The sequence below is a fragment of the Pseudomonas sp. EA_35y_Pfl2_R111 genome (genome assembly GCF_963970955.1).
Taxonomy (GTDB): Bacteria; Pseudomonadota; Gammaproteobacteria; order Pseudomonadales; family Pseudomonadaceae; genus Aquipseudomonas.
Map to the genome: position 1 here is coordinate 612,591 of NZ_CAXAOM010000001.1, position 22,903 is coordinate 635,493.

Annotated in this window: 26 protein-coding genes; 17 read left to right on the forward strand and 9 right to left on the reverse strand. The window is 59.2% G+C overall.

The window, feature by feature from the left end; translation table 11 throughout:
- Positions 1–44: 44 nt before the first annotated feature.
- Positions 45–872, reverse strand: coding sequence for a protein-glutamate O-methyltransferase CheR (gene cheR, locus AACY25_RS03085; protein ID WP_167354419.1), 828 nt, complete (start codon positions 870–872; stop codon positions 45–47).
- 44 nt (positions 873–916) lie between these two features.
- Entirely contained in the window at positions 917–1,849 is a 933-nt protein-coding gene (locus AACY25_RS03090; RefSeq protein WP_339522442.1) for a chemotaxis protein CheV, read from the reverse strand.
- A 73-nt stretch (positions 1,850–1,922) separates the two neighbouring features.
- Here AACY25_RS03090 and flgA point away from each other — a divergent pair, with 73 nt between their 5' ends.
- The 4 genes from flgA (at position 1,923) to AACY25_RS03110 (ending at position 4,570) form a co-directional block, all read left to right on the forward strand.
- Positions 1,923–2,681 carry a flagellar basal body P-ring formation chaperone FlgA gene (flgA, locus tag AACY25_RS03095; RefSeq protein WP_339522443.1) on the forward strand — a complete coding sequence of 253 codons (759 nt, stop codon included), beginning with the start codon at positions 1,923–1,925 and terminating at the stop codon, positions 2,679–2,681.
- Between the two features lie 157 nt (positions 2,682–2,838).
- The gene (gene flgM, locus AACY25_RS03100) at positions 2,839–3,186 is read left to right on the forward strand and encodes a flagellar biosynthesis anti-sigma factor FlgM (protein ID WP_339522444.1); all 348 of its coding nucleotides are present in this window, start codon (positions 2,839–2,841) and stop codon (positions 3,184–3,186) included.
- Positions 3,187–3,271: 85 nt separating this feature from the next.
- Positions 3,272–3,739, forward strand: a complete 468-nt coding sequence (locus AACY25_RS03105) for a flagella synthesis protein FlgN (RefSeq protein WP_339522445.1) — start codon at positions 3,272–3,274, stop codon at positions 3,737–3,739.
- Positions 3,740–3,820: 81 nt separating this feature from the next.
- Positions 3,821–4,570: a flagellar brake protein gene (locus tag AACY25_RS03110; protein ID WP_339522447.1), complete on the forward strand. Its 750-nt coding sequence runs from the start codon at positions 3,821–3,823 to the stop codon at positions 4,568–4,570.
- Positions 4,571–4,572: 2 nt separating this feature from the next.
- Here the strand turns inward: AACY25_RS03110 and AACY25_RS03115 are convergent, their stop codons facing one another.
- Genes AACY25_RS03115 through AACY25_RS03130 form a run of 4 tightly spaced genes read right to left on the reverse strand, consistent with a single transcriptional unit; the run spans position 4,573 to position 8,482 of the window.
- The gene (locus tag AACY25_RS03115; RefSeq protein ID WP_339522449.1) at positions 4,573–5,184 is read right to left on the reverse strand and encodes a TIGR04282 family arsenosugar biosynthesis glycosyltransferase; all 612 of its coding nucleotides are present in this window, start codon (positions 5,182–5,184) and stop codon (positions 4,573–4,575) included.
- The gene (locus tag AACY25_RS03120) at positions 5,181–5,873 is read right to left on the reverse strand and encodes a TIGR04283 family arsenosugar biosynthesis glycosyltransferase (RefSeq protein ID WP_339522451.1); all 693 of its coding nucleotides are present in this window, start codon (positions 5,871–5,873) and stop codon (positions 5,181–5,183) included. Before AACY25_RS03120 ends, AACY25_RS03115 begins: the two co-directional genes overlap by 4 nt.
- Complete coding sequence (locus tag AACY25_RS03125) at positions 5,870–7,186, reverse strand: MFS transporter (protein ID WP_339522452.1); 1,317 nt, start codon at positions 7,184–7,186, stop codon at positions 5,870–5,872. The genes AACY25_RS03120 and AACY25_RS03125 overlap by 4 nt, the downstream gene beginning before the upstream one ends.
- A 54-nt stretch (positions 7,187–7,240) precedes the next feature.
- Positions 7,241–8,482 carry a glutamine synthetase family protein gene (locus AACY25_RS03130; protein WP_339523809.1) on the reverse strand — a complete coding sequence of 414 codons (1,242 nt, stop codon included), beginning with the start codon at positions 8,480–8,482 and terminating at the stop codon, positions 7,241–7,243.
- A gap of 448 nt (positions 8,483–8,930) precedes the next feature.
- On the opposite strand from AACY25_RS03130, the gene AACY25_RS03135 reads away from it, so the two are divergent.
- Entirely contained in the window at positions 8,931–9,317 is a 387-nt protein-coding gene (locus AACY25_RS03135; protein WP_339522453.1) for a phage infection protein, read from the forward strand.
- A 50-nt stretch (positions 9,318–9,367) separates the two neighbouring features.
- On the opposite strand, the gene AACY25_RS03140 is transcribed toward AACY25_RS03135, so the two are convergent.
- Complete coding sequence (locus AACY25_RS03140; protein ID WP_339522455.1) at positions 9,368–10,027, reverse strand: YceH family protein; 660 nt, start codon at positions 10,025–10,027, stop codon at positions 9,368–9,370.
- Between the two features lie 275 nt (positions 10,028–10,302).
- Between AACY25_RS03140 and sstT the strand changes: the two genes are divergently transcribed.
- The 3 genes from sstT (at position 10,303) to AACY25_RS03155 (ending at position 12,331) form a co-directional block, all read left to right on the forward strand.
- Positions 10,303–11,517 carry a serine/threonine transporter SstT gene (sstT, locus tag AACY25_RS03145; RefSeq protein ID WP_339522457.1) on the forward strand — a complete coding sequence of 405 codons (1,215 nt, stop codon included), beginning with the start codon at positions 10,303–10,305 and terminating at the stop codon, positions 11,515–11,517.
- A gap of 128 nt (positions 11,518–11,645) precedes the next feature.
- Positions 11,646–11,927, forward strand: coding sequence for a peptidylprolyl isomerase (locus AACY25_RS03150; protein ID WP_339522458.1), 282 nt, complete (start codon positions 11,646–11,648; stop codon positions 11,925–11,927).
- A 152-nt stretch (positions 11,928–12,079) separates the two neighbouring features.
- The gene (locus AACY25_RS03155) at positions 12,080–12,331 is read left to right on the forward strand and encodes a hypothetical protein (RefSeq protein WP_339522459.1); all 252 of its coding nucleotides are present in this window, start codon (positions 12,080–12,082) and stop codon (positions 12,329–12,331) included.
- Between the two features lie 190 nt (positions 12,332–12,521).
- Here the strand turns inward: AACY25_RS03155 and AACY25_RS03160 are convergent, their stop codons facing one another.
- Entirely contained in the window at positions 12,522–13,406 is an 885-nt protein-coding gene (locus tag AACY25_RS03160) for an EamA family transporter (protein ID WP_339522460.1), read from the reverse strand.
- A 272-nt stretch (positions 13,407–13,678) separates the two neighbouring features.
- Here AACY25_RS03160 and AACY25_RS03165 point away from each other — a divergent pair, with 272 nt between their 5' ends.
- The 9 genes from AACY25_RS03165 to AACY25_RS03205 all read left to right on the forward strand — a co-directional run bounded on the left by AACY25_RS03165 (position 13,679) and on the right by AACY25_RS03205 (position 21,426).
- Positions 13,679–14,380 carry a YebC/PmpR family DNA-binding transcriptional regulator gene (locus tag AACY25_RS03165; protein WP_339522461.1) on the forward strand — a complete coding sequence of 234 codons (702 nt, stop codon included), beginning with the start codon at positions 13,679–13,681 and terminating at the stop codon, positions 14,378–14,380.
- A 189-nt stretch (positions 14,381–14,569) separates the two neighbouring features.
- A complete protein-coding gene (locus AACY25_RS03170; protein WP_339522462.1) occupies positions 14,570–15,184 on the forward strand; it encodes a hypothetical protein in 615 nt (204 codons plus the stop codon).
- Positions 15,185–15,297: 113 nt separating this feature from the next.
- Entirely contained in the window at positions 15,298–15,906 is a 609-nt protein-coding gene (locus AACY25_RS03175; protein WP_339522463.1) for a hypothetical protein, read from the forward strand.
- 14 nt (positions 15,907–15,920) lie between these two features.
- A complete protein-coding gene (locus tag AACY25_RS03180) occupies positions 15,921–16,499 on the forward strand; it encodes a hypothetical protein (protein ID WP_339522464.1) in 579 nt (192 codons plus the stop codon).
- 141 nt (positions 16,500–16,640) lie between these two features.
- On the forward strand, positions 16,641–16,967 hold the full coding sequence (locus tag AACY25_RS03185; RefSeq protein ID WP_339522465.1) for a DUF2025 family protein: 327 nt from the start codon (positions 16,641–16,643) through the stop codon (positions 16,965–16,967).
- A 124-nt stretch (positions 16,968–17,091) separates the two neighbouring features.
- The gene (locus tag AACY25_RS03190; protein ID WP_339522467.1) at positions 17,092–18,834 is read left to right on the forward strand and encodes an N-acyl-D-amino-acid deacylase family protein; all 1,743 of its coding nucleotides are present in this window, start codon (positions 17,092–17,094) and stop codon (positions 18,832–18,834) included.
- A 116-nt stretch (positions 18,835–18,950) separates the two neighbouring features.
- On the forward strand, positions 18,951–19,841 hold the full coding sequence (locus AACY25_RS03195; RefSeq protein WP_339522469.1) for a hypothetical protein: 891 nt from the start codon (positions 18,951–18,953) through the stop codon (positions 19,839–19,841).
- 148 nt (positions 19,842–19,989) lie between these two features.
- Complete coding sequence (locus AACY25_RS03200; RefSeq protein WP_339522471.1) at positions 19,990–20,367, forward strand: MerR family transcriptional regulator; 378 nt, start codon at positions 19,990–19,992, stop codon at positions 20,365–20,367.
- A gap of 69 nt (positions 20,368–20,436) precedes the next feature.
- The gene (locus AACY25_RS03205) at positions 20,437–21,426 is read left to right on the forward strand and encodes an NAD-dependent epimerase/dehydratase family protein (RefSeq protein ID WP_339522473.1); all 990 of its coding nucleotides are present in this window, start codon (positions 20,437–20,439) and stop codon (positions 21,424–21,426) included.
- 138 nt (positions 21,427–21,564) lie between these two features.
- Here AACY25_RS03205 and AACY25_RS03210 read toward each other — a convergent pair whose 3' ends face one another.
- On the reverse strand, positions 21,565–22,890 hold the full coding sequence (locus tag AACY25_RS03210; protein WP_445262108.1) for a phospholipase: 1,326 nt from the start codon (positions 22,888–22,890) through the stop codon (positions 21,565–21,567).
- Positions 22,891–22,903: the final 13 nt, after the last annotated feature.

The window sequence follows — 22,903 nt, forward strand, 5'->3', positions numbered from 1 at the left end:
AAACGGGAGGCTAATAGCCTCCCGTTTTTTGATACTTACGACTATTACTTCGCTTTATAGATAATCCCAGGGCTGCACTGCACCATCTGGTAGTGGTTAGGCAGACCATTGAGCGCTTCAGAAGCACCCAGGAACAGATAACCACCCGGTTTCAACATGGCGTGAATGCGCGTGAGGATGTCCTTTTTCACCTCGGCTGAGAAGTAAATCAGCACGTTACGGCAGAACACCACATCGAACTTGCCCAGGCTGGCGTAACTGTCCAGCAGGTTCAGCGGACGGAACTCGATACGACTACGAATCGCCGGTTTGACCACCCAGCGCCCCGGCCCTTTCGGGTCAAAATAGCGCTGCAGACGCTCCTGAGAAAGACCGCGGCCCATTGCCAGGCTGTCGTACTCACCGGACTTGCAGTTGATCAACATGGTTGGCGAAAGGTCGGTGGCAACAATCTGCAAACCGCCCTTGAGCTGACCGATATTGGTCTTCTCGAACTCATCGATGGTCATCGACAGTGAATAGGGTTCCTGCCCCGAGGAACAAGCCGCCGACCAGATGCGCAGGCGCTGACCAGGGCTTGCCTTGATCATCTCCGGCAGCACACGGTTTTTCAGCACTTCAAAGGGATAAGTGTCGCGAAACCACAGGGTTTCATTGGTCGTCATGGCATCGACCACCTGCTCACGCAACCCACTGCGCGGCTGGGTCTGCATGCGCTGCACCAACTCACCCAGAGTCTTGATGCTGTTCTGCTCCATCAACTTGTTGAGCCGACTGGAAACCAGATACTGCTTGTTGGTGCCAAGCAGGATGCCGCAGGCTTTTTCCAGGAAAGTCCGGAACTGCTCGAAATCCAAATTACCTGTAGACACTCGCGAGGCCTCGACAAACATATGATTCACTGAGGGCCAAGCCCTCAGTCCCCTGCCGCGATATTGATGCGGTCAGCTACTCGTGCCGCCAAGTCATCCGGGCGAAACTTGGCGAGAAAATCATCTGCGCCCACCTTTTTCACCATGGCCTGGTTGAACACGCCCGATAACGAAGTATGCAGGATGATGTGCAGCTTTTGCATGCGCGGATCAGCGCGGATCTCTGCGGTAAGCGTGTAGCCATCCATTTCCGGCATCTCAATGTCGGAAATCAGCATCAAGAATTCATTTGCGGGATTTTTGCCTTCTTCAACCATTGCCTTCAGATAGTCCAGCGCCTGACGTCCGTCGTTCAGCGCCACGACCTCCACACCGACAGTCTCCAGGCAGCGGGTGACCTGCTTGCGCGCCACCGAGGAATCGTCGCAGGTCAGCACGCGCATACTCACCGCACGTGCCTGGGTCTCAGCAGTGAGAACACCTTCGGAAATAACTTCGGATGTCGGCGCCACCTCGGCCAGAATCTTCTCGACATCGATGATCTCGACCATCTTGTCGTCCAGGTGGGTTACCGCCGTCAGATAATGGTCGCGGCCGGTGCCCTTGGGTGGTGGATGAATCGACTCCCAGTTCATATTGACGATGCGCTCGACCGATTGCACCAGAAAGCCCTGAACCTTGGTGTTGTATTCAGTGATGATGACAAAGCTGTTGTCGATATTAGCCAGCGGCGCGCTGCCGGTGGCCATGGACAGATCAAGAATCGGGATAGTACCGCCGCGGATATTAGCGACACCGCGAACGACCGGACTGGATTTCGGCATGATGGTGAGCTTGGGGCATTGCAGCACCTCTTTCACCTTGAATACGTTGATCCCATACAGCTGGTTGCTGTTCAAACGAAACAGCAACAACTCCAAACGATTCTGTCCAACCAACTGAGTTCGCTGGTTAACCGAATCCATCACACCGGCCATACCCAAACTCCTTATTTGAGTAACAGATTGCTGTCAGCGTAGCAGGCGGCACGCGCCTTGCTATCTAACCCATATGAACATTGAAACGACAACTAACCGACACTCAATGGCAAAATGCCGCTACTGGCTGGCAGTTGTACCCGCTTTGCTGGCACTCGGCTATAGCGCCTTGGTAACCGCCAACGCCACGCGGCCTGAACAACTTATCGGCGCTGGCGAGGTTTTTCTTGAGCAAGCGGTGAGCGATTATTTACAGCGTAGCAACATCGCTGGCCGCCATGAGATTCAAATCAACCGGCTCGACCCACGCCTGCGCCTGCCGCTGTGCGAACAACCTCTGACTACCACTCTGGAAAGCCCTGCCGAGCCTATTGGCCGGGTGACGTTGCGCGTACGCTGCGATGGCGCCGCTCCATGGACAGTGTTCGTGCCTGGGCAAGTGCGTCTATACCGCGAGGTGGTGATCGTCAGTCGTCCTCTGAAGCGCAACAATATAGTGACGGACATGGATATCGCACTGGCGGAGCGCGATGTTGGCCTGCTTAACCAGGGCTATCTCACTGCCCTGCGACAGGCAATCGGCAAAAAATTGACGCGCCCACTATCGCCAGATCAAGTGCTTACGCCGAGCCATGTGCAAGCAGCTGAAGCCATACGTAAAGGCGACCAGGTCGTAATCAGCGCCCACAGTGGCGGTATCAGTGTACGTATGCCGGGCGAAGCCCTATCAGACGGCACTATTGGCAAGCAGATCAGCGTACGCAACCAACGCTCGAATCGGGTCATCAGAGCCCGCGTGGTCGGGCCTGGGCAAGTTGAAGTGGCAATGTAGCGATGCTTCTTGTCTTAACTTTGTGCGCTCGTGGAGCTGACGATTATCCACACTGTGTTTAGACTGTTAACCGACGCAGATATTTTTGCCCTAAAGTTTTCCAAGGCAATGCCGACAAGCTAGGCAAGCGTCCAAATACTGTTCGAGGTTTTGCATCATGGTCATCGACATCAACCGGCTTAACAATGCCGCAACGCCAGCCAATTCGGGGCGGACCGGCAGTGCGCAGGCAGGTGGCAAGAACGAAGCCATCGGCAGCAAACAACCTGAAACCGCGGCCAAATCTGCTGAGCAGGCGCCACAACAAGCCGGCAAAAGCGGCGAGTCGGTACAACTGAGCCGTGAGGCCCAACAGTTGCAGAAAGTCAGCGAGAAGCTGCGCGATCAGCCAACCGTAAACAAAGAGCGTGTCGCCCAGCTCAAGCAGGCAATCGAAGACGGTAGCTACCAAGTTGATAGCCAGCGCGTCGCTAGCAAACTGCTTAATTTCGAGTCCCAGCGCTAGTCACAGGGCTACGCTGGGGTAAATGGTCGCCCAATAGACGCTTCAAGCAATGCCTTGAATCGCTTATTACCCCGAAGAGCCCGCAATGCATGACACAAACCTGCTTGAACTATTCACCGACGATATCGGCACGGCCGAGCAGTTGCTTGAATTGATCGACACCGAATTCCAAGCGCTGAATGATCGCGACCTTCCCCGCCTGCAGGGCATTTTGGCGGAAAAACTACCGCTGCTGGCCCTACTCGACCAGCATGGCAAAGAGCGCAGCCAAGTACTCGCCAGCCTTAACCTCGCCCCCAATCGCGAAGGGCTGCAAGCCCTTGCCGCACAGTCCAATCAGGGTGAACTGCTGCTTGAGCGTGGCGATAAGCTCAATGCCCTGCTCGAACGCTGCCAAGCGGCAAACCTGCGTAATGGTCGATTGATTCGCTCCAGCCACGCCTCAGCACAGAGCATGCTCGGCATTCTACGTGGCAACGAGACGCCCAGCCTCTATGACAGCCGCGGCAGTGCCGCTAGAATCGGCCAGCAGCGCCCGCTCAGCCAGGCCTGAAACCTATAAAAGGCACAGGGGACATACTGTCACATTGCCAGTATGCTAGTGCCATAGCATTTGCTCGGAGAGTTATGGACCGTGTCCAGTCCTTTTAGCCAGGAAGATGGCCCGCAGCCGCCCAAGGTGCTCAAGGCACCGGTGGAAATAGTTGCCAACCTGCGCCAACTGCAACAAAACCATGACCCGCTGATCATCACCTTCCACGAACGCAACCAACGCTTCCAGAGCTACGTGATCGAAGTTGATCGCGACAAGAAGCTGCTGATTCTCGATGAACTGATGCCAAGTGACGGCGAGCGCTACCTGGCCAACGGCGAAGCCTTCAATGTCGAGGCGTTTCATGAAGGTGTGCGTGTAGCCTGGAAATGCGAAGAGAACGTGCGTATCGCCGAGCATGAAGGCGCGCGCTGCTACTTTAGCCCGATGCCGCTTGAGGTGACCTATCACCAACGGCGCAGCGCATTCCGCGCCCCGCTTAAACAGGCTGAGCTGATCAAAGTCGAGCTGGCCGGCGATAAGCTGCGCGCCGCCCTACCTGGGCTATTGCTGGACATCTCGGCAACCGGCTGCAAATTACGCTTCCCGGGCAATATCAGCAGCAGCCTGCAAGCTGGCCAAGTATACGAGCGCTTTACTGCAAGATTTCCTTTCGGTGCCATGACCACTGCCATTGAAATGCGTCATGTGCAGTACGAGGAGAAGGTCGACACCACCTTTGTCGGCGCACGTTTCCATCGCATCAACGGCCAGGAACAGCGATTGGTCGAACGCTTCGTCTACCAGCTACAACGTGAAGCGCGCCGCGTTGAAAGCGACGGGCTGTTCTAGCGTCAGATAAGGATATCCAACGCCGCCAGGCGTGACAGATCCTCAGGCCGATCCACATCCCACAACGTAGTCAGCAGCGCCGGACGCCAGCCCAGCTGCTGCAGGCGTTGCAGCGTTATAGCGAAGACCCGCTCCGTGCCCCACGGCATATCGCTGAACAAGCTGGCGGTCATGCGACGCAATCCTAGCAGCACATAACCGCCATCTTCGGCCGGACCGATCACCACGGGCTGCTTCTGCAATGCATCGCACGCCGCCTGCAGATAACTGCCATCAAGCGCCGGGCAGTCATTACCGATCAGAATTACTGCATCGCTTTCGGCCAATCCCAGCGTGGCAATACGGCGCATACGCTCACCCAGATCGCCAGCCGGTTGCTCTACCAGCGTCCAGCCGAGGTTTTGCGCCAGCTGCTGCAAACCAGCATCCGGCAAATCATCCAGCCAGAGAAAGCGCTCGCTAAAGCCATAAGCCGGTAACTGCAAGGCGCGCTCCAGCAACAGCCGCTGCAAATCACAAGCACCCTGCGCCCCCAATGCCGGGATCAACCGTGTCTTTACCCGACCCGGTACGGGTGCTCGAGCGAGCATATGCAATGAGATCGACAGATTCATAGCAGCGACCCTCGACGGTACTGACGAGCGAGTTTTTCCGGGCTGACGCCACAGTAATAGGCCAGCCGCAAACACCACATCAGCACCACGGTACGCCAGATTCCATTCTGCTCCCAGCGCCGGCTAGACGTTACAAGCGGCGGGCGCAGACAGCGCGGCCATGCCAGCACTTTCAAACGGCGACAAAGGTGCAAATCTTCCATTAACGGAATCGGCGCATAACCACCCAAAGCCTCGAATCGCTGCCGGACAACAAATACTCCCTGATCGCCAGAAGCTATTCCGCTAAGGCGCGAACGCAGATTGATCATCGCGCCAATCAGCCGTAATGCCAGGCCAGGACCCGACAGGCGCACATCGAAACGCCCCCACATTGGCCGCTCGCTCAACGCCTTTTGCAAACTTATAAGGGACTCGGCACTAACCCGCGTATCGCCATGCACGAACCACAGGTACTCCCCGCGAGCCAAGGTCGCACCAGCATTCATCTGCAATGCACGACCGGGGGATGTTCGGAGTAACTGATCAACCCGCCCCAGCGCCAGTTCGCAGGTACCATCACTGCTGCCGCCATCGACCAGGATCAACTCGGCACCAGTGGAGCGCAAATCCGCCAAATCATCCAGCAAACCCGGTAACGCCTGCGCCTCATTGCGCACTGGGATCACCACACTAAGCAGCGGCGTCATTCACGCGGCTCTGCTGGAGCCGTAGGCTCAGCTGCTGGCTCTTGCACTGTAATGTTGTCGTGCATCTGCTCATGCACCACTTGCTCATCGACACGCGGGTCGAGGGCTGCCGTCAGCGGCGAGCTGGTGGTGCTATCCGGCATGGGGATATGGTGCAGCGGCGCGTCTTCAACCTGATGCAGATGGGTGACGCGCTCTGGCCGGATACGTAGCACCAGAATCAAGGCGCAGACACAGACGAAAACATACAGCATGTTGGCGCCAAGAAAGCGCATCAGCACACCCGCCAGCAGCGGCCCGATACTCGCACCAACACCGAAAGTCACCAGCAGCATCGCGGTCAGCGATACCCGTCGCTCAGCCTCGACATGATCATTGGCCAGCGCCACCGCCAGCGGGTAAAGACTGAATTGCAGGGCGCACACCGCAAAACCGCCGGCAAACAACAGCGGCAAGCTGGCCTGCGGCAGAATTGCCAAGGGCAGCGCCGCCAGTGCCAGCAAAGCAGCGCAACCACGAATCAGTTGCACGCGATCATGTCGATCAGACAACCAGCCCAACGGCCACTGCACCACCAGGCCGGCGATGATGCAGCACCCCATAAACAGACCGATCTGCTCAGTGGACAAGCCCATACGTGTGCCGTACAGCGGCGCCAGGCCATAGAACGAGCCGATCAACAAGCCCGACACCACAATGGTGGTCAGCGACAACGGCACGCGCTCGATAAAAAAGCGCATTTCCAGCGGCGCCGGGTGTAATGGCGCAGGGTGCAGCTTGCGGGTCAAGGCCACCGGTACCAAACACAGGGCAAAGCACAGCGCCACCAGCATTAGTAGCTCAAGACCCAGCGTCGGATGCACCACCAGTACCAGCTGGCCAAGGATCAAGCCGAGGTAAGAAGCCCCCATATAGCCAGCAAACACCTGGCCACGCTGGCTGGTTTCCGCCTGCTCATTGAGCCAGCTCTCGATCACCATGTACTGGCACATCATGCCTAGGCCAACCAGCATCCGCAGCAGCAACCAACTGGGCAGCCAATCACTCAAGCCATGTCCAAGCACCGCAGCGGTAACCACGCCGGCGCAGGCGACATAGGCCCGGATGTGACCCACCCGGGCGATCAAGCGATGGCCAATTTTGCCGCCCAGCACCAGCCCCAGGTAATTGGCCGCCATCAGCGCACCGACCCACAACCCATCGGCCGTTTCCGCCAGCCGCAACGCCAGATAAGTACTCAACAAACCCGAGCCCAACAGCATCAACAGGGTGGCGAAATACAACGAACTAAATGACTTAAGGATCACAGACATGGGGCAGCACATGGCTCCATAAAGGCCGCCGAAACCCTGTCCGGCGGAAAGACTCTAGGCGTGGGCCGCCAGTACGCGACGCTCCCACGGGGTAATTTCGTTATAGAAGCTGGTGAGTTCCAACGTCTTGCTGGCAATGTAGCCTTCGATGAACTCTTTGCCGAACAGTTCCAGCGCCAAGCCACTGCGCTTGAGACGCTCAATCGCGGCATGCATGGTACAGGGTAGCGCCAATTCGTCTGGCACTTCGAACTCGCCTTGGATTGGCGCGCTGGGCTGCAGCTGCTGTTCAATCCCGTACAGACCTGCCGCAAGACTCGCCGCCAACGCCAGATAAGGATTGGCATCGGCGCCCGGCAGGCGGTTCTCCACCCGCCGCGCTACCGGCGCACTGGCCGGAATGCGCAGGCCGGCAGCGCGATTATCCTCCGACCAGCAGGCGTTGTTCGGCGATGCATAAGGATGACAAAGGCGCTGATACGAGTTCACATGCGGGGCAAATAACAGAGTGAAGTCGGCCATGGCTGCCTGCTGTCCGGCGATAAATTGATAGAACGCCGGCGTTGCCTGGCCATCGGCCGCGCTAAAAATATTCCGCCCACCGTCCTGCGCCACCACGCTCTGATGAATATGCATGGAGCTGCCGGGTGTGTGTGCCAATGGTTTGGCCATACACACCACAGTGAGCCCGTGCTTGAGCGCGACTTCCTTGAGCAGGTGCTTGAACAGAAAAGTCTGGTCCGCCAGCAGCAGCGGATCGCCGTGCAACAGGTTGATCTCGAACTGGCTGACACCCATCTCATGCATAACGGTATCGCGCGGCAACCCCAGGGCCGCCATGCATTGATAGACCTCTTGGAAGAACGGGCGCAGACCGTTGTTGGAGCTCACGCTAAAGGCCGACCCGCCATCTTCGCGCCGACCATCCAGGCCCAACGGCGGCTGAAACGGCTGCAGTGGGTCGGCATTACGGGCAAATACAAAAAACTCCAGTTCGGTCGCCACCACCGGCTGCCAGCCATGACTGGCATAACGCGCGATCACCTGTTTGAGCAGGCCGCGGGTGGACAAGCCGGAGCTGCGACCATCCAGCTCATCGGCATCGCAGATGGCCAGCGCGCGCGGCGTTTCACTCCAGGGCAGCCGGTGAATCTGCGTCGGTTCGGCATTCAAGGCCAGGTCACCGTCATCACTGCCGTAATAACACGGCGCCGGGTAGCCACCCATGATGCATTGCAGCAACACCCCACGCGCCAACTGCAGGCGCCGCCCCTCTAAGAACCCCTCAGCCGTCATCACCTTACCGCGCGGCACACCATTGAGATCGGGCGTCACGCATTCGATTTCATCAACACCACGCAGCAGTTCAGCCAAGGCAGTGCGGTCTGGGGTACTCATATTGCTGTTGTCCTTATTGAGCAAGAGGCCGCAGTGAAAACGGCGAGGCGTACAAAATACGCACCAGCCGTTTGATATTTCAAGCAAAGCCACACCCGCTACCTGAAGCACAGACTATAGCGCCAAACACATCGATAAATTAGATGTTAATGATCATGTACATTCGCTCCAAAAACTACTTGGTCGGTATCAAAAAATACACGTAACAACATGATTAATAAATAATTAAACCGACTATCGATACCGTCGATGTTTACCATGCTCAGCCTGCACTTCTTCATCAAATTTTCATCCGTATTATTGGCTCCGTACTCACTTACTACCCGCCCTTACGAGGAGCCTGAACATGAAAAAGCAAATTCTTACCGCCGTGATCCTAAGCAGCCTGTCTATCAGTGCCTTTGCCCTGCCACAGAACAACCCGCAGCCATTGTTGGGCGAAATGCAGGACAGCAGCGTAGAAACCCTGATGGGTTTTGGTAGCAACCTGCAAACTGAAGGTGGTGCCGAGCGTACTGGCGCTAACCACGTAGCCGAAGGCGGTGCCGAGCGCACTGGCGCTAACCGCTTAGCCGAAGGCGGTGCCGAACGTACTGGGGCTAACCGCGTTGCTGAAGGTGGTGCCGACCGCACTGGCGCTAACCGCTTAGCCGAAGGCGGCGCCGAGCGTACTGGCGCTAACCGCGTTGCTGAAGGCGGTGCTGAACGCACACCAGGGCTACGCTACAGCTGATCGGCGATAATCGACAACATAAAAGGTGCTCAATCGAGCACCTTTTATGTTTATTGCGTAGGCGATTCCAACTGTGCCAAGCGTTCTTCCAGAGCGGCGATGCGCGCTTCCAGAGCCTCCAAACGCTCATCCTGCTGACCGCCCGCCGTGGCGCGCTGCGGCTCACTGGCCCTGGCTGCAAGTGCCGCCTGCAGATCCGCCGGATCACCCAGCACATGCATATAACGCTCTTCGCGCTGCCCGGGCTGACGCGACAACAGGCAGACAAGCTGTCGGCTGATCAGGCGGTCAAGGTGATGCTGCACCTGCTCGGCATCATCAAAATCATGCATGCGGCTGCTGCGCGTAAGCAGTTCGTTGATGGTTTGCGGGCCACGCAATAACAGCAGACCGAGCAATACCACCTGCGCCGCCACCAACTCCAGCGCCTTATCGGCGCGGTGCTCCCAGCGATCCGCGCGACTGCCCATTACCAGGCGCGCCATTTCGCGCCCTTCCAGACTGCGCAAGGCCTGGCCGACCTGGCCGGCGGTAAGGTTGAGCACCGGCTCACGGCTGGTTTTCTGATTACAGGCCAGCACCAAGGCGTTCAGCGTCAGAGGATAGGCTTCGGGGGTGGTCAACTGTTTTTCGACCAGGCAACCCAGCACCCGCGCCTCGACGATCGTCAGGGGTTCAAGAGCCGGAGCACTCGTATCTTCGTTGAACATAACCACCTCATGGCCTCGCAAAGGCCCTAGCCTAGCCCGCCTGACGGCCGGTTGATAGGCATATGCGCCGCTGGACGTGGCTCGCACTGCGCCAGCGCGTGACAGCGAGTCATTGTGATAGAGTCGCGCGCTATTTTTCAGCGTGGCCTTGTTTCATCCCCCCCGCGAAAAGCCTCATAACGCGCACTGCAGCCATGCATCCAGCCCCCGCGCCCCGAGCCCGGCCGGCAATAAAAAGAGATCGCAGGCCTGCCCGCCAAGTAGAGATGCATGTCATGACTGCCCAAAACCCGCTTATCCAACTGCTCAACCGCACCAGCCTGGTGCTGCAAATTGCCATTGGCCTGGTGGCCGGTATCGCCTTGGCGTTGTTCCTGCCCGACGCCGCGGCAAGCGTCAGCTTCCTCGGCACGGTGTTTGTCTCGGCGCTGAAGGCCGTAGCTCCGGTGCTGGTATTCGTGCTGGTGGCGGCGTCGATTGCCAACCATCAACAAGGCCAGCAGACCCATATCAAACCAATTCTGCTGCTTTACCTGATCGGCACCTTCAGCGCGGCGCTGATCGCGGTGGCCGCCAGCTTTGCCTTCCCGTCCAGCCTGACCCTGGTGATTAACAGCGCCGAATTGTCGCCCCCTGGCGGCATTAGCGAAGTGTTGAAAACCCTGCTGCTGAATGTGGTAGATAACCCGGTCAATGCCCTGCTCAAAGGCAACTTTATCGGCATCCTGGCCTGGGCCATCGCCCTGGGCTTTGCCTTTCGCCACGCCAGCCCCAACAGCAAGCAGATGCTCGCTGACCTCTCTAGTGGAGTAACCAGTATCGTCAAGCTGGTGATTCGCCTGGCACCGCTCGGGATCTTCGGCTTGGTTGCGGCAACGTTGGCCGAATCAGGCATGTCGGCCCTGCTTGATTACCTACACCTGTTGCTAGTGCTAGTAGGCTGCATGCTGTTTGTCGCACTGGTGAGCAACCCGGCGATTGTCTACTTCAAGACCCGGCGCAACCCCTACCCGCTGGTGCTGACCTGCCTGCGCGAAAGCGGCCTGACGGCGTTCTTTACCCGCAGCTCAGCAGCCAATATCCCGGTCAACCTGCAGCTCTGCCAGCGCCTAGGCCTGCATGAGGAAACCTACTCGGTATCGATCCCACTGGGCGCGACCATCAACATGGCCGGCGCGGCGATCACCATCACCGTGCTGACCCTGGCCGCGGTGCACACCCTGGGCATCGCCATCGATCTGCCGACAGCCTTGCTGCTCAGCCTGCTCGCCTCGATCAGCGCCTGCGGTGCATCGGGCGTAGCAGGTGGCTCGTTGCTGCTGATCCCGCTGGCGTGCAGCCTGTTCGGTATTCCCAATGATGTGGCCATGCAGGTCGTCGCCGTCGGCTTTATCATCGGTATCGTCCAAGACTCTGCGGAAACTGCGCTGAATTCTTCCACCGACGTGCTGTTCACCGCAGCTGCCTGCCAGGCCGAGCAGCGCGGTTAACGCCTGCTGAAACACCCTAGCGGCTTACCCCCATGGGTAGGCCTTTTGCTAACCCGCTATCCCTGCGGCGTTTGCCTGACCGACTGATTACGGTAGGCTTTGTCGCTTATTTATAAGGAGTAATTCCCATGCCACGCGCCACTGCCCGTCACATCCTGGTTGCCAGCGAAGACAAGTGCAACGAACTGAAAGCCGCCATCGAAGGCGGTGCTGACTTCGCCCAAGTCGCCAAAGACAACTCCAGCTGCCCGTCCAGCCGCAGCGGCGGTGACCTCGGCTCGTTCGGCCCAGGCCAGATGGTTAAGGAATTCGACACCGTGGTATTCAGCGCACCGGTCAACGTGGTGCAAGGCCCGGTGAAAACCCAGTTTGGTTATCACCTGCTGGAAGTGACCAGCCGCCAGGACTGATCCTACCCGCTCGCTGGGCCGCCCAGGCCCGGCGAATCCCTTCGTTTCGTGCAGCGCCGCCAGGCACAGCGCCACTGACCAACAACCGCAAGCCTCGGGCAATAGCCAGGTATACTCGCCGGCCTTTTCTTCTCGCACCCGCGGACATTGCCATGACCCAGACTCCAGCAGCTGAACCCACACTCGCCGTTCAGCCTGCCGACAGCGCAGCGCCGTCCGAAAGCGAGAATGCCGCTACCAGCGCACCCAAAACCAGCGGCTTTGCCTCGCTGTTCGGGGCAGCTAAGGCTGCTTCCGGCAAACAGAACGACCAGCCCTGGCACCAGAAGGGCAACAAATCGAGCCACGAAAAGAAGATAGGTCCAGCGCCAAGTGGTACCCGCCGCGCCATGGGCAAACGCTAAAAACCTGCTTACGATCTGCTGCGCGTCGGCCCTGCTGCGCTAAAAACAGACTCAGAATGCTCATGTACAACAGTACACTCGTGTGCGAGCCCAGTCCGCTTCATCGCCGTTTTGACCAGTCGAAGGCTGTTACTGGCGTAGCGCCTTGCAGGACTCTAGCTCGCAAGCTCGTAAACAGGTTTTATAAGGTCTAGGCCCAGCGCGCGCGCAAACGCTCCTGCAACCAGCCGCCGCAGACATTCAGCAGCAAGCCGAGCATCACCAGCAGCACTCCGACTAACTGCAAACTGCTCAGGCGCTCATCGAGTAGCAATGCGGCAGAGGTCAGCCCGACCACCGGCACCAGCAGTGAGAACGGTGCCACCTGGCTGGCCGGATAACGCGACAGCAAGCGGCTCCAAAGGCCATAACCGAGAATGGTCGCACCGAACGCCAGGTAGACCAGCACCAGCAGCGTATCCAGGCTAAAACCGCGCAGCGCTGACTCGATCACCTCGGGGCCTTCCAACATCCAGGACAGCGCAAAAAACGGCAGCGGCGGCACCAGGCTGCCCCACACCACCAGCCCCACCAAATTCACCTTGCCCAACTTGCGCGTGACGATATTGCCCAGCGCCCACATGGCCGCCGCGCAGAGTGTCAGCAGAAAACCGGCCAACGTCATCAGGCCGTTACCCTGCGAGCCGATCAGCAGTAAACCGCCGCTAGCCACCAACAACCCAAACAGATTGACCAGGCGAAAGCGCTCACCCAACAACAGCACAGCAAACAGCAGGGTAAATAGCGCCTGCGACTGCAGCACCAGCGATGCAAGGCCGGCCGGCATGCCGACGGACATCGCAGAGAAGAGAAAGGCAAACTGCCCCAGCGAGATGGTCAAGCCATAGGCCAGCAGCCAACGCAGGGGAATCTGCGGGCGCTTTATAAACAGCACAGCCGGAAAGGCCGCCAGAAGAAAACGCAACGCGCCCAGCAGCATCGGCGGCATCTCGTGCAGGCCGATCTTGATCACCACAAAATTCATGCCCCAGACGATGATTACCACCAGAGCCAGCAGTAAATCCTTGGGTTGCATGGGTGCTCCAGATTAATCAATCAGCGCTTATTAAAGCGGCCAGCAGCGCCATAGCGCCCATACAGAAACCCGGCAAATAAGCCGTACAGCACAACACTGATCCGCAGATTGCAGCGCCACAGGTGCCGCCAGCGCCTCGAAGGGCTAGAATCGCAACCCTTAGAATTTGTTTTCGGATCTTGCGCAGCTCGAGCGTCGCGTTTTTAGCGCGGTATCGCCGACGCGCAGCAGACCCGAAATCCACCTATCAACCCGCAACGACGAGATACCCCATGGGCGCCCAGTGGAAAGCCAAACCTAAAGAAGCCGCGGCCAACGCCAGAGGCAAGATTTTCGGCCGTTTGGTCAAGGAAATCATGATCGCCGCCCGTAATGGCGCCGATCCGGACCTGAACCCCAAGCTGCGCCTGGCGATCCATCAGGCGAAAAAAGCCTCGATGCCCAAGGAAACCCTCGACCGGGCCATCAAGAAAGGCGCCGGCTTGCTCGGCGATACCGTGACCTTTCACTCAGCCACCTATGAGGGTTTCGCCCCACATCAGGTGCCAGTGATCATCGAGTGCCTGACCGACAACATCAACCGCACCGTGGCCGAAGTCCGCGTGCTGTTCCGCAAGGGCCAGATGGGCGCTTCCGGCTCGGTGACTTGGGATTTCGACCACGTCGGCATGATCGAGGCCAGCACTGAGAGCGATGCCGACCCAGAGATGGCCGCCATCGAAGCTGGCGCCCAGGATTTCGAGCCAGCCGAAGACGGCAACACCCTGTTTATCACCGAGCCAACCGATCTCGACGCCGTGTGCCGCGCGCTGCCGGAGCAGGGTTTCAACGTCAACTCGGCGAAAATCGGCTATATCCCGAAAAATCCGGTAAATAGCCTGAGCGCAGAGCAGCTCGAAGAAGTCGAAGCCTTCCTCGAAGCCCTTGATGCTCATGATGACGTGCAGAACGTCTATGTTGGGCTTTCAGGCTAAGCACAAGGCAAACCAGGCCGCCGCGCAGGATGCGCGGCAGGCCCACGAACCGCACGAGCAAATGTGTGCAGTTCGTCGATTTGGCCGATTGGCCGCTGCCTGCGCCCAACAAAGCGGGTAGAATCCCCGCCCGCCGCGCCGCCAGCGCCAGGCGTGTACACAAGGACGTTGTCACACAGGAGTTTTACCGTGCATAAGTTTCTGATTCTGGCCGCCAGCCTGCTGCTCGGCGCCTGCGCCAGCAACCCGCAGACGACCTATCAGCAAGACGTCAAAGCGGGCAAAAGCCCGATGGCCAAAAGCGCCCTTGAGGCCATCCACAACACCCAAGCCATTCCGCTGCCGCTGAAACCTGGCCTGCTCGCCGCACAGTGGCCGATCAGTGCCGACGAGCCACGCCTGGATTTCGGCAGCTCGATCTCCAACTACCGGATCTTTTCCCTGCAGCTGAAAAAAGGCGAACGCTACACCCTCAACGTGCACTCTCTGTGCAACGACCCGTGCATGGGCGTCAGCAAATATGCCCTCAAGCCACGCGCCATGCTGCTAGACGCCTACGGCGCGGTGATCGCCGACAAGCCCTCGCATGCCGAAGCCGTGGTCGGGCAGATCAACCTCAGTTGGGATGGTGAAGCGACAGAAGATGGCACCTACTACCTGCTGGTAGCCGCCGATAAGGATGACATCGGCCAGACCATCGTGATCGACGATGTCTGGGTCAACAACTCGCCACTGATGGCGGTCAAGGTTGATATGCAAAGCGCACCGTTCGGCAAGATCAACGCCTTCTCGAGCACCAAGTGACTGTTCAGCACACTCGATAACTCAACAACCCGCTTCCCTCGCCATGCCAGGCACCTTGAATCAAGGTGCAGGGCGTGTCGTATCACCGTGCAACACCTGATCAAGGATGAGTCATGAAAACTCTGCATTACCTTGTAGCCGCACTGTTCAGCCTGAGCCTGACCGGCTGCGTATCCTTTACTCCAACAGGTCCAATTGGCGACCCTAAACAGCCCGCCAGCTTCACCCAACCCCGCGCGGTCATGGTCGATGACGTGCAGATCTCCGACAGCAAGGTCAACGACAACCTGCGCAAGACCTTGAGCAGCCAGTTCACCGAACAGCTGAGTAAGCGCATCGAACGCGGGGAGTACTTCGCGAAAGTCATCAGCTTCCCGGCCACCCTCGGCGAGCAGGATGTAACGCTCAAGCTCAACCTCACTTCGCTCAAAGGTAAGCGCACAACTCACCCGGCTTATTTGCCCGGCGCCCTGCTGACACTGACCATGTGGATCTGGGTCAATGGCCCCATCTATGTCGACAAATATGATCTGGCCGGCGAGCTGTCGATTACCGATGCCCAGGGCAAACTGCTCGCCAGCAGTCGCCAGCAGGTCAAGCTCGACCAGAACACAGGCCTCTGGGACAACGACTACTTCAATATGTCGCTCGGCTCAGACCAGCTCAACCAACTGGTTGAACAACTGCTGCAAGACAGCACCCGTCAACTCGCTCGCCCCTAACAAGGACGTTACGCATGAAAGCATTGTTTGCTGCTCTACTCTCCACCGCCCTCCTCTCACTGACGGGCTGCCTGTCTTACTCGCACAAGGATCTGGCCCAAGTTGAGCAGTGGCCACTGACGGCGGCCGAACAACCTACGCAGTCGGCCTACATCAACGTTGATAGCCAATACCTGTTCAATGACCAAACCCGCGCCGGCGGTTTCAACCAGGCAAACCTGGAAAAACTGATCGTCAAGCAGTATCAGGACAGCAAGCGTTTCAGCAACGTCACCACGGCCAAGCAGAACTCCGACCTGTATATCAGCGTGCGAGTGAGCAACCATGAGCGCGGCAGTATTGCCAGCGCAGTCATCACGGGTGCCACGCTGTTTGTCATACCAGGCAAGTTCAGCAATGAGCTGAGTATGGAAACCACCTTCAAGGACGCCTCCGGCAAGGTGTTGGGACGTATCGAGAAGAGCGAAACCATTACCACCTGGATGCAGCTGCTGCTGATATTCGCTCTGCCTTTCAACGAATCGGTCGACCCAATCCTCGACCAGCTGACCCAGAGCAGCCTGGAAGAAGCCGCACGACAGAAGTTGATCTAGTCACACAACACCGGGAACCACGACCGCAATGGTCGTGGTTTCAAACAGCCCGCACACCCACTTATTGATCCATCGCAAGATGCTCTGCCCATAGCTCCTTAGCCTATGCCGATGACTTCCACTGCCATCGACGAGGTTTCCATGAGCATCACCTCTGCCAGCATCTGTGCGGCTGCCGACCAACTGCAGGGTTTTGTTGGCTTCAATGCCAAGACCGGGCGCTATATCGTGCGCTTCTCCGAAGACTCCTTCGGTCTCGACGTGCTCGAGCAGAGCATCACCCCGACCTGCGAATTTGTCTGGCGCGCTTTTGACGGCGAGCTGATGAACCTCGACCGCGCGCGCCTGCAATTGCTGCTGGAACAGAACATCAATGATCGCCTGAACGTCAGCGAACCACTGCGAGTCTACGTGCGCCGCACCGATATGCCGGAGATCAGCGCCGAGCGCCGGCGCCTTAACGCCTAAGTAGTGAGCGGACTTAAGCGCCCGTGGCCGAATAGGCCCCAGCTTGTTCACTTATGCCCTCACAGCCGCCCCGCGCAGCAGACTAAGCTCGATTGGCCGAATTCATTCGCCTAGGAGCCTGCCGATGTTCGATGTGCTGATCAAGAACGCGCTGTTTTTCGATGGCAGCGGCGCGCCTGGGGTGCTGCGTCACCTGGGCATCGCCGACGGCACGCTGACCTGTATCAGCACCAGCGCCCTGGATGAACACGGCTGTGGTCAGGTGATCGATGCGCAAAACCGCTGGGTGACGCCCGGCTTTATCGACATGCACACCCATTACGACGCCGAACTGGTGGCCGCGCCTGCGCTCAAGGAATCGGTGCGCCATGGCGTGACCACGGTGATGATCGGCAGCTGCTCAATCAGCATGGTGCTGTCCAGCCCGGAAGACTGCTCCGACCTGTTCACCCGCGTCGAATCGGTGCCGCGTGAACATGTGCTGCCGCTGCTGCAGGCGCGTAAGACCTGGAACAGCGCCGGCGAATTCGCCGCCTTTCTCGATCAGCATCCGCTGGGACCGAATATCTGCTCCTTCCTCGGCCACTCCGATTTGCGCGTCGCCGTACTCGGTCTTGAGCGCGCGGTAGACGCCAAGGTACGCCCCAGCGAACACGAGCTGCAGCAGATGGAAAGACTGCTGGAAGATGCGCTGGACGCTGGCCTGCTCGGCCTGTCGAGCATGACCAACCCCTGGGACAAACTGGATGGCGACCGCCAGCGCTCAAAATCCCTGCCCTCGGTGTATGCGCGCTGGGCCGAGTACGCGCGGCTGAACAAAATCCTGCGCCGACGCGGACGCATCCATCAGGGCGCGCCAAATCTGGTGACCAAACTCAATGTGCTGGCCTTTCTTTGGGACAGCATCGGCGGCTGGTGGCGCAAGCCGCTGAAGACCACCCTGATCACCCTGATGGACGTCAAAGCCGACCCTTGGCTGGCGCCGATCCTCGGTCCGCTGACCCGCTGGATCAACCGCCTGACCCGCGCCGACTTCCGCTGGCAAACCCTGCCGGTGCCGTTCGAAACCTATGCCGATGGTATGGAGTTCGTGGTCTTCGAGGAATTCCCCGCCGGCCAGGCCGCCCTGCATCTGGCCAACCACGACATGCGCAGCCAGCTGTTTCAGGACCCGGCCTACCGCCTGCGCTTTCGCCAGGACGTGGAGAAGAAATTTGGCCCACGGGTCTGGCACCGCGACTTCGACGACGCCTGGATTGTCGATTGCCCGGACGCCAGTGTGGTCGGTAAAAGCGTCGGCGAACTGGCCAAGACCCGCAATGAACACCCTGCCGATCTGTTTCTCGACCTGCTGGTGGCCCACGGCCCGCGCCTGCGCTGGCGCACCCTGATCGCCAACCATCGCCCCGAGGTGGTGGAAAAACTGGTGTGCGAACCCAGCACCCTGATTGGCTTTGCCGACTCCGGCGCGCATATCCGCAATATGGCCTTCTACAACTTCGGCGTGCGCCTGCTCAAACTGGTGCGCGACGCCGAGCTATGCGGCCAGCCGGTGATGCCGATTGAAACCGCGATCTGGCGCCTGACCGGCGAGTTGGGCGAATGGTTCGATATCGATGCCGGCAGGCTGTACGAGGGCGCACGGGCCGATTTGGTGATCATCGACCCAAGCGCATTGGATGAGTCCCTGGCCAGTTATCAGGAAGCGCCGATGGAGGCTTTCGGCGGCCTGCAGCGCATGGTCAACCGCGGCGCGGCGGTGGATGCCGTGCTGATCAATGGGCGCATGGCATTTCAGCACGGCGAGTTCGCCAGCGACCTGGGGCATGCAAGCGGCTACGGGCAGTTTCTGCGCAGCAACGCCTAGCCTGGCGTCAGGGCATGCGACCTACGGCATAACAGCGGCGCGCCGGGCTGGCATAATGCGCGCCGCACAGCCCGATTACGTAACCCCGGGCCGGTATTGAAAGGACTCTAACCGAAATGCCCCGCACGCTTTCGCAGGCGGCCTGGCGCTGGCTTTGCGGCCTGCTGCTGGTCAGCCTGATAACCCCACCACTGCTCGCCGATGACAGCGGCACCCTGCGCTACCCACGCAGGGCCGACGGCGATGAGTTTCGCTCCATCTATGCCCTGGCGCAGCTGCAACTGGCGCTGGATAAAGCCGGCAGCGCGCTGCGCCTGGAGCCCTCGCACTACAGCATGGAGCAGGAACGCGCGCTGGTTAACCTGGAGCAAAACGACCGCCTCGACGTGGCCTGGAGCATGACCAGCCATGAGCGCGAGCAGCGCCTGCTGCCGGTGCGTATTCCGCTGGACAAGGGCCTGTTCGGCTGGCGCATCGCCCTGTTGTCCAAAGACCGTGTGCAGCTGCTCAAGGATGTGCGTAACCTTGAGGACCTGCGCCAGTTCTCTGCCGGCCAAGGCCATGACTGGCCGGACAGCGAAATCCTCCGCGGCCATGATTTGCCGGTCCGGGTTTCATCCAGTTACGGCAGCCTGTTCCGCATGCTGCAGGCGCAGCGCTTCGACTACTTTCCGCGCTCGGTGATCGAGATCTGGGATGAGCTGGAGCACCCGCGCGCGAAACAGCTGGTCGTCGATCCGCATGTGCTGCTGCACTACCCCACGGCGATGTATTTCTTCTTCTCGCCTAAACGCCCGGAGCTGGCGGAAACCGTGCGCCTGGGCATGGAAAAAGCGCTCGCCGATGGCTCATTCGAGCGCTTGTTCCAGCAGCATTTCGCCACCAGTTTGCAGCGCGCGCAACTCACACAGCGTCAGGTGATTGAACTGCGCAACCCGCTGCTGCCCAGCGCCACGCCCTTGCAGCGACATGAGTTGTGGTTCACTCCAGCGGCGCCAGCACTCTAGACCGGGCTGCGAATCAAGCAGGCTATGCCTTATCAAAGCAATGCCGCTGGGCGACACCGTGACCTTTGACGGCACCACCTATGCAGGCTAAGCGCCAGCTCTCGCAGCCAGACTGAGCTAAAGTACGCGTACAGCCAAGGGACAAACCATGTACATCGGACAACTAGCCAAACTAACCAACAGCACACCCAAGGCGATTCGTCATTACGAAAAGCTCGGCCTATTGCCCGAACCGTTGCGCCAAGGAAGTTATCGCTGCTACGACACACACCACGTAACCCTGGTACGAATGATTCGTATGGCCCAAGCCGCAGGCTTCCGGCTGCTGGAAATCACCCCGTTGATTACCGAGAAACTGCGCAGCCAGCGCTTTCCCCTTGAGGTCGCCAACCACGGCATCGAGCAAAAACGTCTGCAAGTGAAGGCCGAAATAGAAGCCTTACGACAACGTGATCTGCACCTGCAACAACTCAAGCAGGAGATCAACCTGCTGTTCGCCCCCGCACTCGCAACACCCACCTGTTGACTCTGTCCCTAGGGACAAGCTTTAGCCTCTCTTGCAACACGTCAATCAATCAAGGCGAAGGGAGAGGCAATGGGCAATCTATGTCTGGTCACAGGGGCCAATGGTCATCTGGGCAATAATCTGGTCAGAACCCTGCTCGAACAGGGTCATCACGTCAGAGCCGGGGTGCGTGACCTGAGCAATACCGAGCCGTTCCAAGGTCTTGAGTGCGAGTTGGTCTACGCCGAGCTTGAGGACAAGGCGGCGATGCTCAAGGCATTGCAGGGCGTCGAGGTGCTGTATCAGGTGGCGGCCGTATTCAAGCACTGGTCGTTGGATCCCGAAGCGGAAATCGTCAGGCCCAATGTCGACGGCACGCGCATAGTGCTGGAAGCCGCCGCGTTGGCCGGAATCAAGCGCGTGGTCTATGTCAGTTCGGTCGCCGCAGTTGGCCACAACGGGCAACCCTTGAACGAGGACGACTGGAACCAGGACCTGAGCAACCCCTACTACCGCTCCAAGATTCTCTCCGAACAAAAGGCCTGGCAAGTTGCCCAGGCCCATGATCTGCAGATGGTTGCGGTGCTGCCCTCAGCCATGATCGGCCCTAACGCCCAGCGTCTGACCGACACCATGGCGTTTCTCGACAGCATTCACAAAAAGGTCGTGCCTCTGGACCCGAACTTCCACTTTAACTTCGTCGATGTGCGCGATGTGGCGAACGCCTGCATCATGGCCGCGCAACAGGGCATCGCCGGGCAGCGCTACATCTTGGCCAACCAACACTCGTCCCCGTTCAGCGCGATAGTGGCGGCTGCCAATTGCGTAACGCCTGGATATAAACAGCCGCTCGTCGCTCCCAAATGGCTATTGCTGGCGGTAGCTTGGGGCACTGAGTGGCTCGCCACGCTGACCGGCAAGCCGGCGAATCTAACCCTGAGCCAGGTGCAGACCTTCTATGGAGTGAAGCAGGAATACGCCATCGCCAAGGCGCGCGAGCAATTGGCCTTTCGGCCCAGGCCTCCTGCGCAAGCCTTGCAAGAAACCTTCGCTTACTTGCAAAACAGACTGCCGAGCTAAGGCTGACTAGGCCGCCCACTCGCGGAGGCTGTTTTGCTCCGCCGCTCAGAGACCGCCCACGCCTCCTCTGCGGGAGGTTTATTCGATCACCTGTTCCACAGCGCTGCGTAGCCAGTCTGTGGCAGCACAAACCGTGACTCAGTCCATCGTCAAGTGTGCGCCAGACGCCGGCTGCGCCAAGGTGGTTTGCACCACGTTGCGAGTGTGTGCGCCGAAGCGTTTGAATAGCTCCAGCAGTAAGGGTTCGAGCAGCGGTTCCGCCTCGACCGGGGCCAGCTGATTACTGTCACTAAAGCCCGCGGCGACCGCCGGCTTGCGCGCCAGCCACTGGCCGATCACTTCATCTAAAGCATCGGCGCTGGCATAAGACTCGGCCGCAACCACCTGCTGCGCGTAGTCCACCGAATAGGCCGGATAGCTGTCCTGCGGGTTTTGCGTATAGGCCTGCAACAGAGGCGAGGTCGCCTGCTTATCCATCAGCTGCTGCATGCGCTCCAGCTGATACTCCTCGATGGCAGTGTGCCGGTCCGCGACGCGGGCAATGGTCGCCAGACGATCTTCGGGATAACCGCTCGCCGCCTTGAGGGCGATCAGCATCAGCTCGGCCGTGGCGACGCCCGGCACGGTCTTAGCGTGGTAGGGCTGGGTCAGGTCCTGCATGTAGTGCAGCGCCCAGCCGAGGAAACGGTAACCCCAGTAATCGTGCCCGCTTTCCAGGGCCAGCCGCGCCAGGCTGGTGTACTGGTAGATGCGCCAGTGCGGCAAAGTGCGGCGAAGATAGGGCGCCGCCTGCAACACCAGCTCCGGCTCGTGGTAATAGCCGATATGGAATGGCGCCTGGGAGGAATACTCGAAACGCGCATCGCCAAAGGGCTGCGCGCCAAAGTTGTAGTGCTCGCCGACTTCGCCTGGGTTGTCGCTGAACAGGTTGATGTCGTGGCCATAGTCCGGCTCATCGGCCGCACTGCTGAGCACCTGCACGGCACTCACCGCCTCACCCGACTGTAGGGCCAGATAACGCCAGTGGCTCCAGGGGCCGATCTTGCGAAACACCAGCACCTGCTCGGCGGCCAGACGCGGTCGGCCGTCATCGGCCTGCCCAGGCAATTGCTGAACGAAAGCAGCCAGGCGAATCTGCGGATTGACCCGTAGCGCCTGCAGAAACGCACTGCGCCTGTCAGACGAAGTAGTGGTCGCAGCGCTGAAACGCAAGGCATCCGGCCGCGCCGGGTAATCCGCAAAATGCGCGCGAGCAAAGGCTTCCTGCTGATCCAGCAGCTGCTCGATGGCCGGAGCCTGTGCGTTGAGAAAAGCCTCCAGCGGCTCGTAGCTCAAGGTGCGCTGCAGCTCCGGCACGGCCTGCAACGCCAACTGGCTGCCCAACGAATGATTGGACCAGGCCAGCGCGCTTAACGGCTGGCACACCAGGCAACAGGCAGATAGCAACAGGAGCAATGGCTTCACGGAGACTCCGACA

Coding starts and splice junctions, on each gene's coding strand:
- AACY25_RS03190 (WP_339522467.1), top strand. CDS start 17,092: ATGTTCGATGTGCTGATCAAGAACGCGCTGTTTTTCGATGGCAGCGGC.
- AACY25_RS03180 (WP_339522464.1), top strand. CDS start 15,921: ATGAAAGCATTGTTTGCTGCTCTACTCTCCACCGCCCTCCTCTCACTG.
- AACY25_RS03130 (WP_339523809.1), bottom strand. CDS start 8,482: ATGACGGCTGAGGGGTTCTTAGAGGGGCGGCGCCTGCAGTTGGCGCGT.
- AACY25_RS03185 (WP_339522465.1), top strand. CDS start 16,641: ATGAGCATCACCTCTGCCAGCATCTGTGCGGCTGCCGACCAACTGCAG.
- flgA (WP_339522443.1), top strand. CDS start 1,923: ATGAACATTGAAACGACAACTAACCGACACTCAATGGCAAAATGCCGC.
- AACY25_RS03125 (WP_339522452.1), bottom strand. CDS start 7,186: ATGTCTGTGATCCTTAAGTCATTTAGTTCGTTGTATTTCGCCACCCTG.
- AACY25_RS03165 (WP_339522461.1), top strand. CDS start 13,679: ATGGGCGCCCAGTGGAAAGCCAAACCTAAAGAAGCCGCGGCCAACGCC.
- AACY25_RS03120 (WP_339522451.1), bottom strand. CDS start 5,873: ATGACGCCGCTGCTTAGTGTGGTGATCCCAGTGCGCAATGAGGCGCAG.
- AACY25_RS03160 (WP_339522460.1), bottom strand. CDS start 13,406: ATGCAACCCAAGGATTTACTGCTGGCTCTGGTGGTAATCATCGTCTGG.
- flgM (WP_339522444.1), top strand. CDS start 2,839: ATGGTCATCGACATCAACCGGCTTAACAATGCCGCAACGCCAGCCAAT.
- AACY25_RS03150 (WP_339522458.1), top strand. CDS start 11,646: ATGCCACGCGCCACTGCCCGTCACATCCTGGTTGCCAGCGAAGACAAG.
- AACY25_RS03135 (WP_339522453.1), top strand. CDS start 8,931: ATGAAAAAGCAAATTCTTACCGCCGTGATCCTAAGCAGCCTGTCTATC.
- AACY25_RS03090 (WP_339522442.1), bottom strand. CDS start 1,849: ATGGCCGGTGTGATGGATTCGGTTAACCAGCGAACTCAGTTGGTTGGA.
- sstT (WP_339522457.1), top strand. CDS start 10,303: ATGACTGCCCAAAACCCGCTTATCCAACTGCTCAACCGCACCAGCCTG.
- AACY25_RS03140 (WP_339522455.1), bottom strand. CDS start 10,027: ATGTTCAACGAAGATACGAGTGCTCCGGCTCTTGAACCCCTGACGATC.
- AACY25_RS03205 (WP_339522473.1), top strand. CDS start 20,437: ATGGGCAATCTATGTCTGGTCACAGGGGCCAATGGTCATCTGGGCAAT.
- AACY25_RS03195 (WP_339522469.1), top strand. CDS start 18,951: ATGCCCCGCACGCTTTCGCAGGCGGCCTGGCGCTGGCTTTGCGGCCTG.
- AACY25_RS03155 (WP_339522459.1), top strand. CDS start 12,080: ATGACCCAGACTCCAGCAGCTGAACCCACACTCGCCGTTCAGCCTGCC.
- AACY25_RS03175 (WP_339522463.1), top strand. CDS start 15,298: ATGAAAACTCTGCATTACCTTGTAGCCGCACTGTTCAGCCTGAGCCTG.
- AACY25_RS03115 (WP_339522449.1), bottom strand. CDS start 5,184: ATGAATCTGTCGATCTCATTGCATATGCTCGCTCGAGCACCCGTACCG.
- AACY25_RS03200 (WP_339522471.1), top strand. CDS start 19,990: ATGTACATCGGACAACTAGCCAAACTAACCAACAGCACACCCAAGGCG.
- AACY25_RS03105 (WP_339522445.1), top strand. CDS start 3,272: ATGCATGACACAAACCTGCTTGAACTATTCACCGACGATATCGGCACG.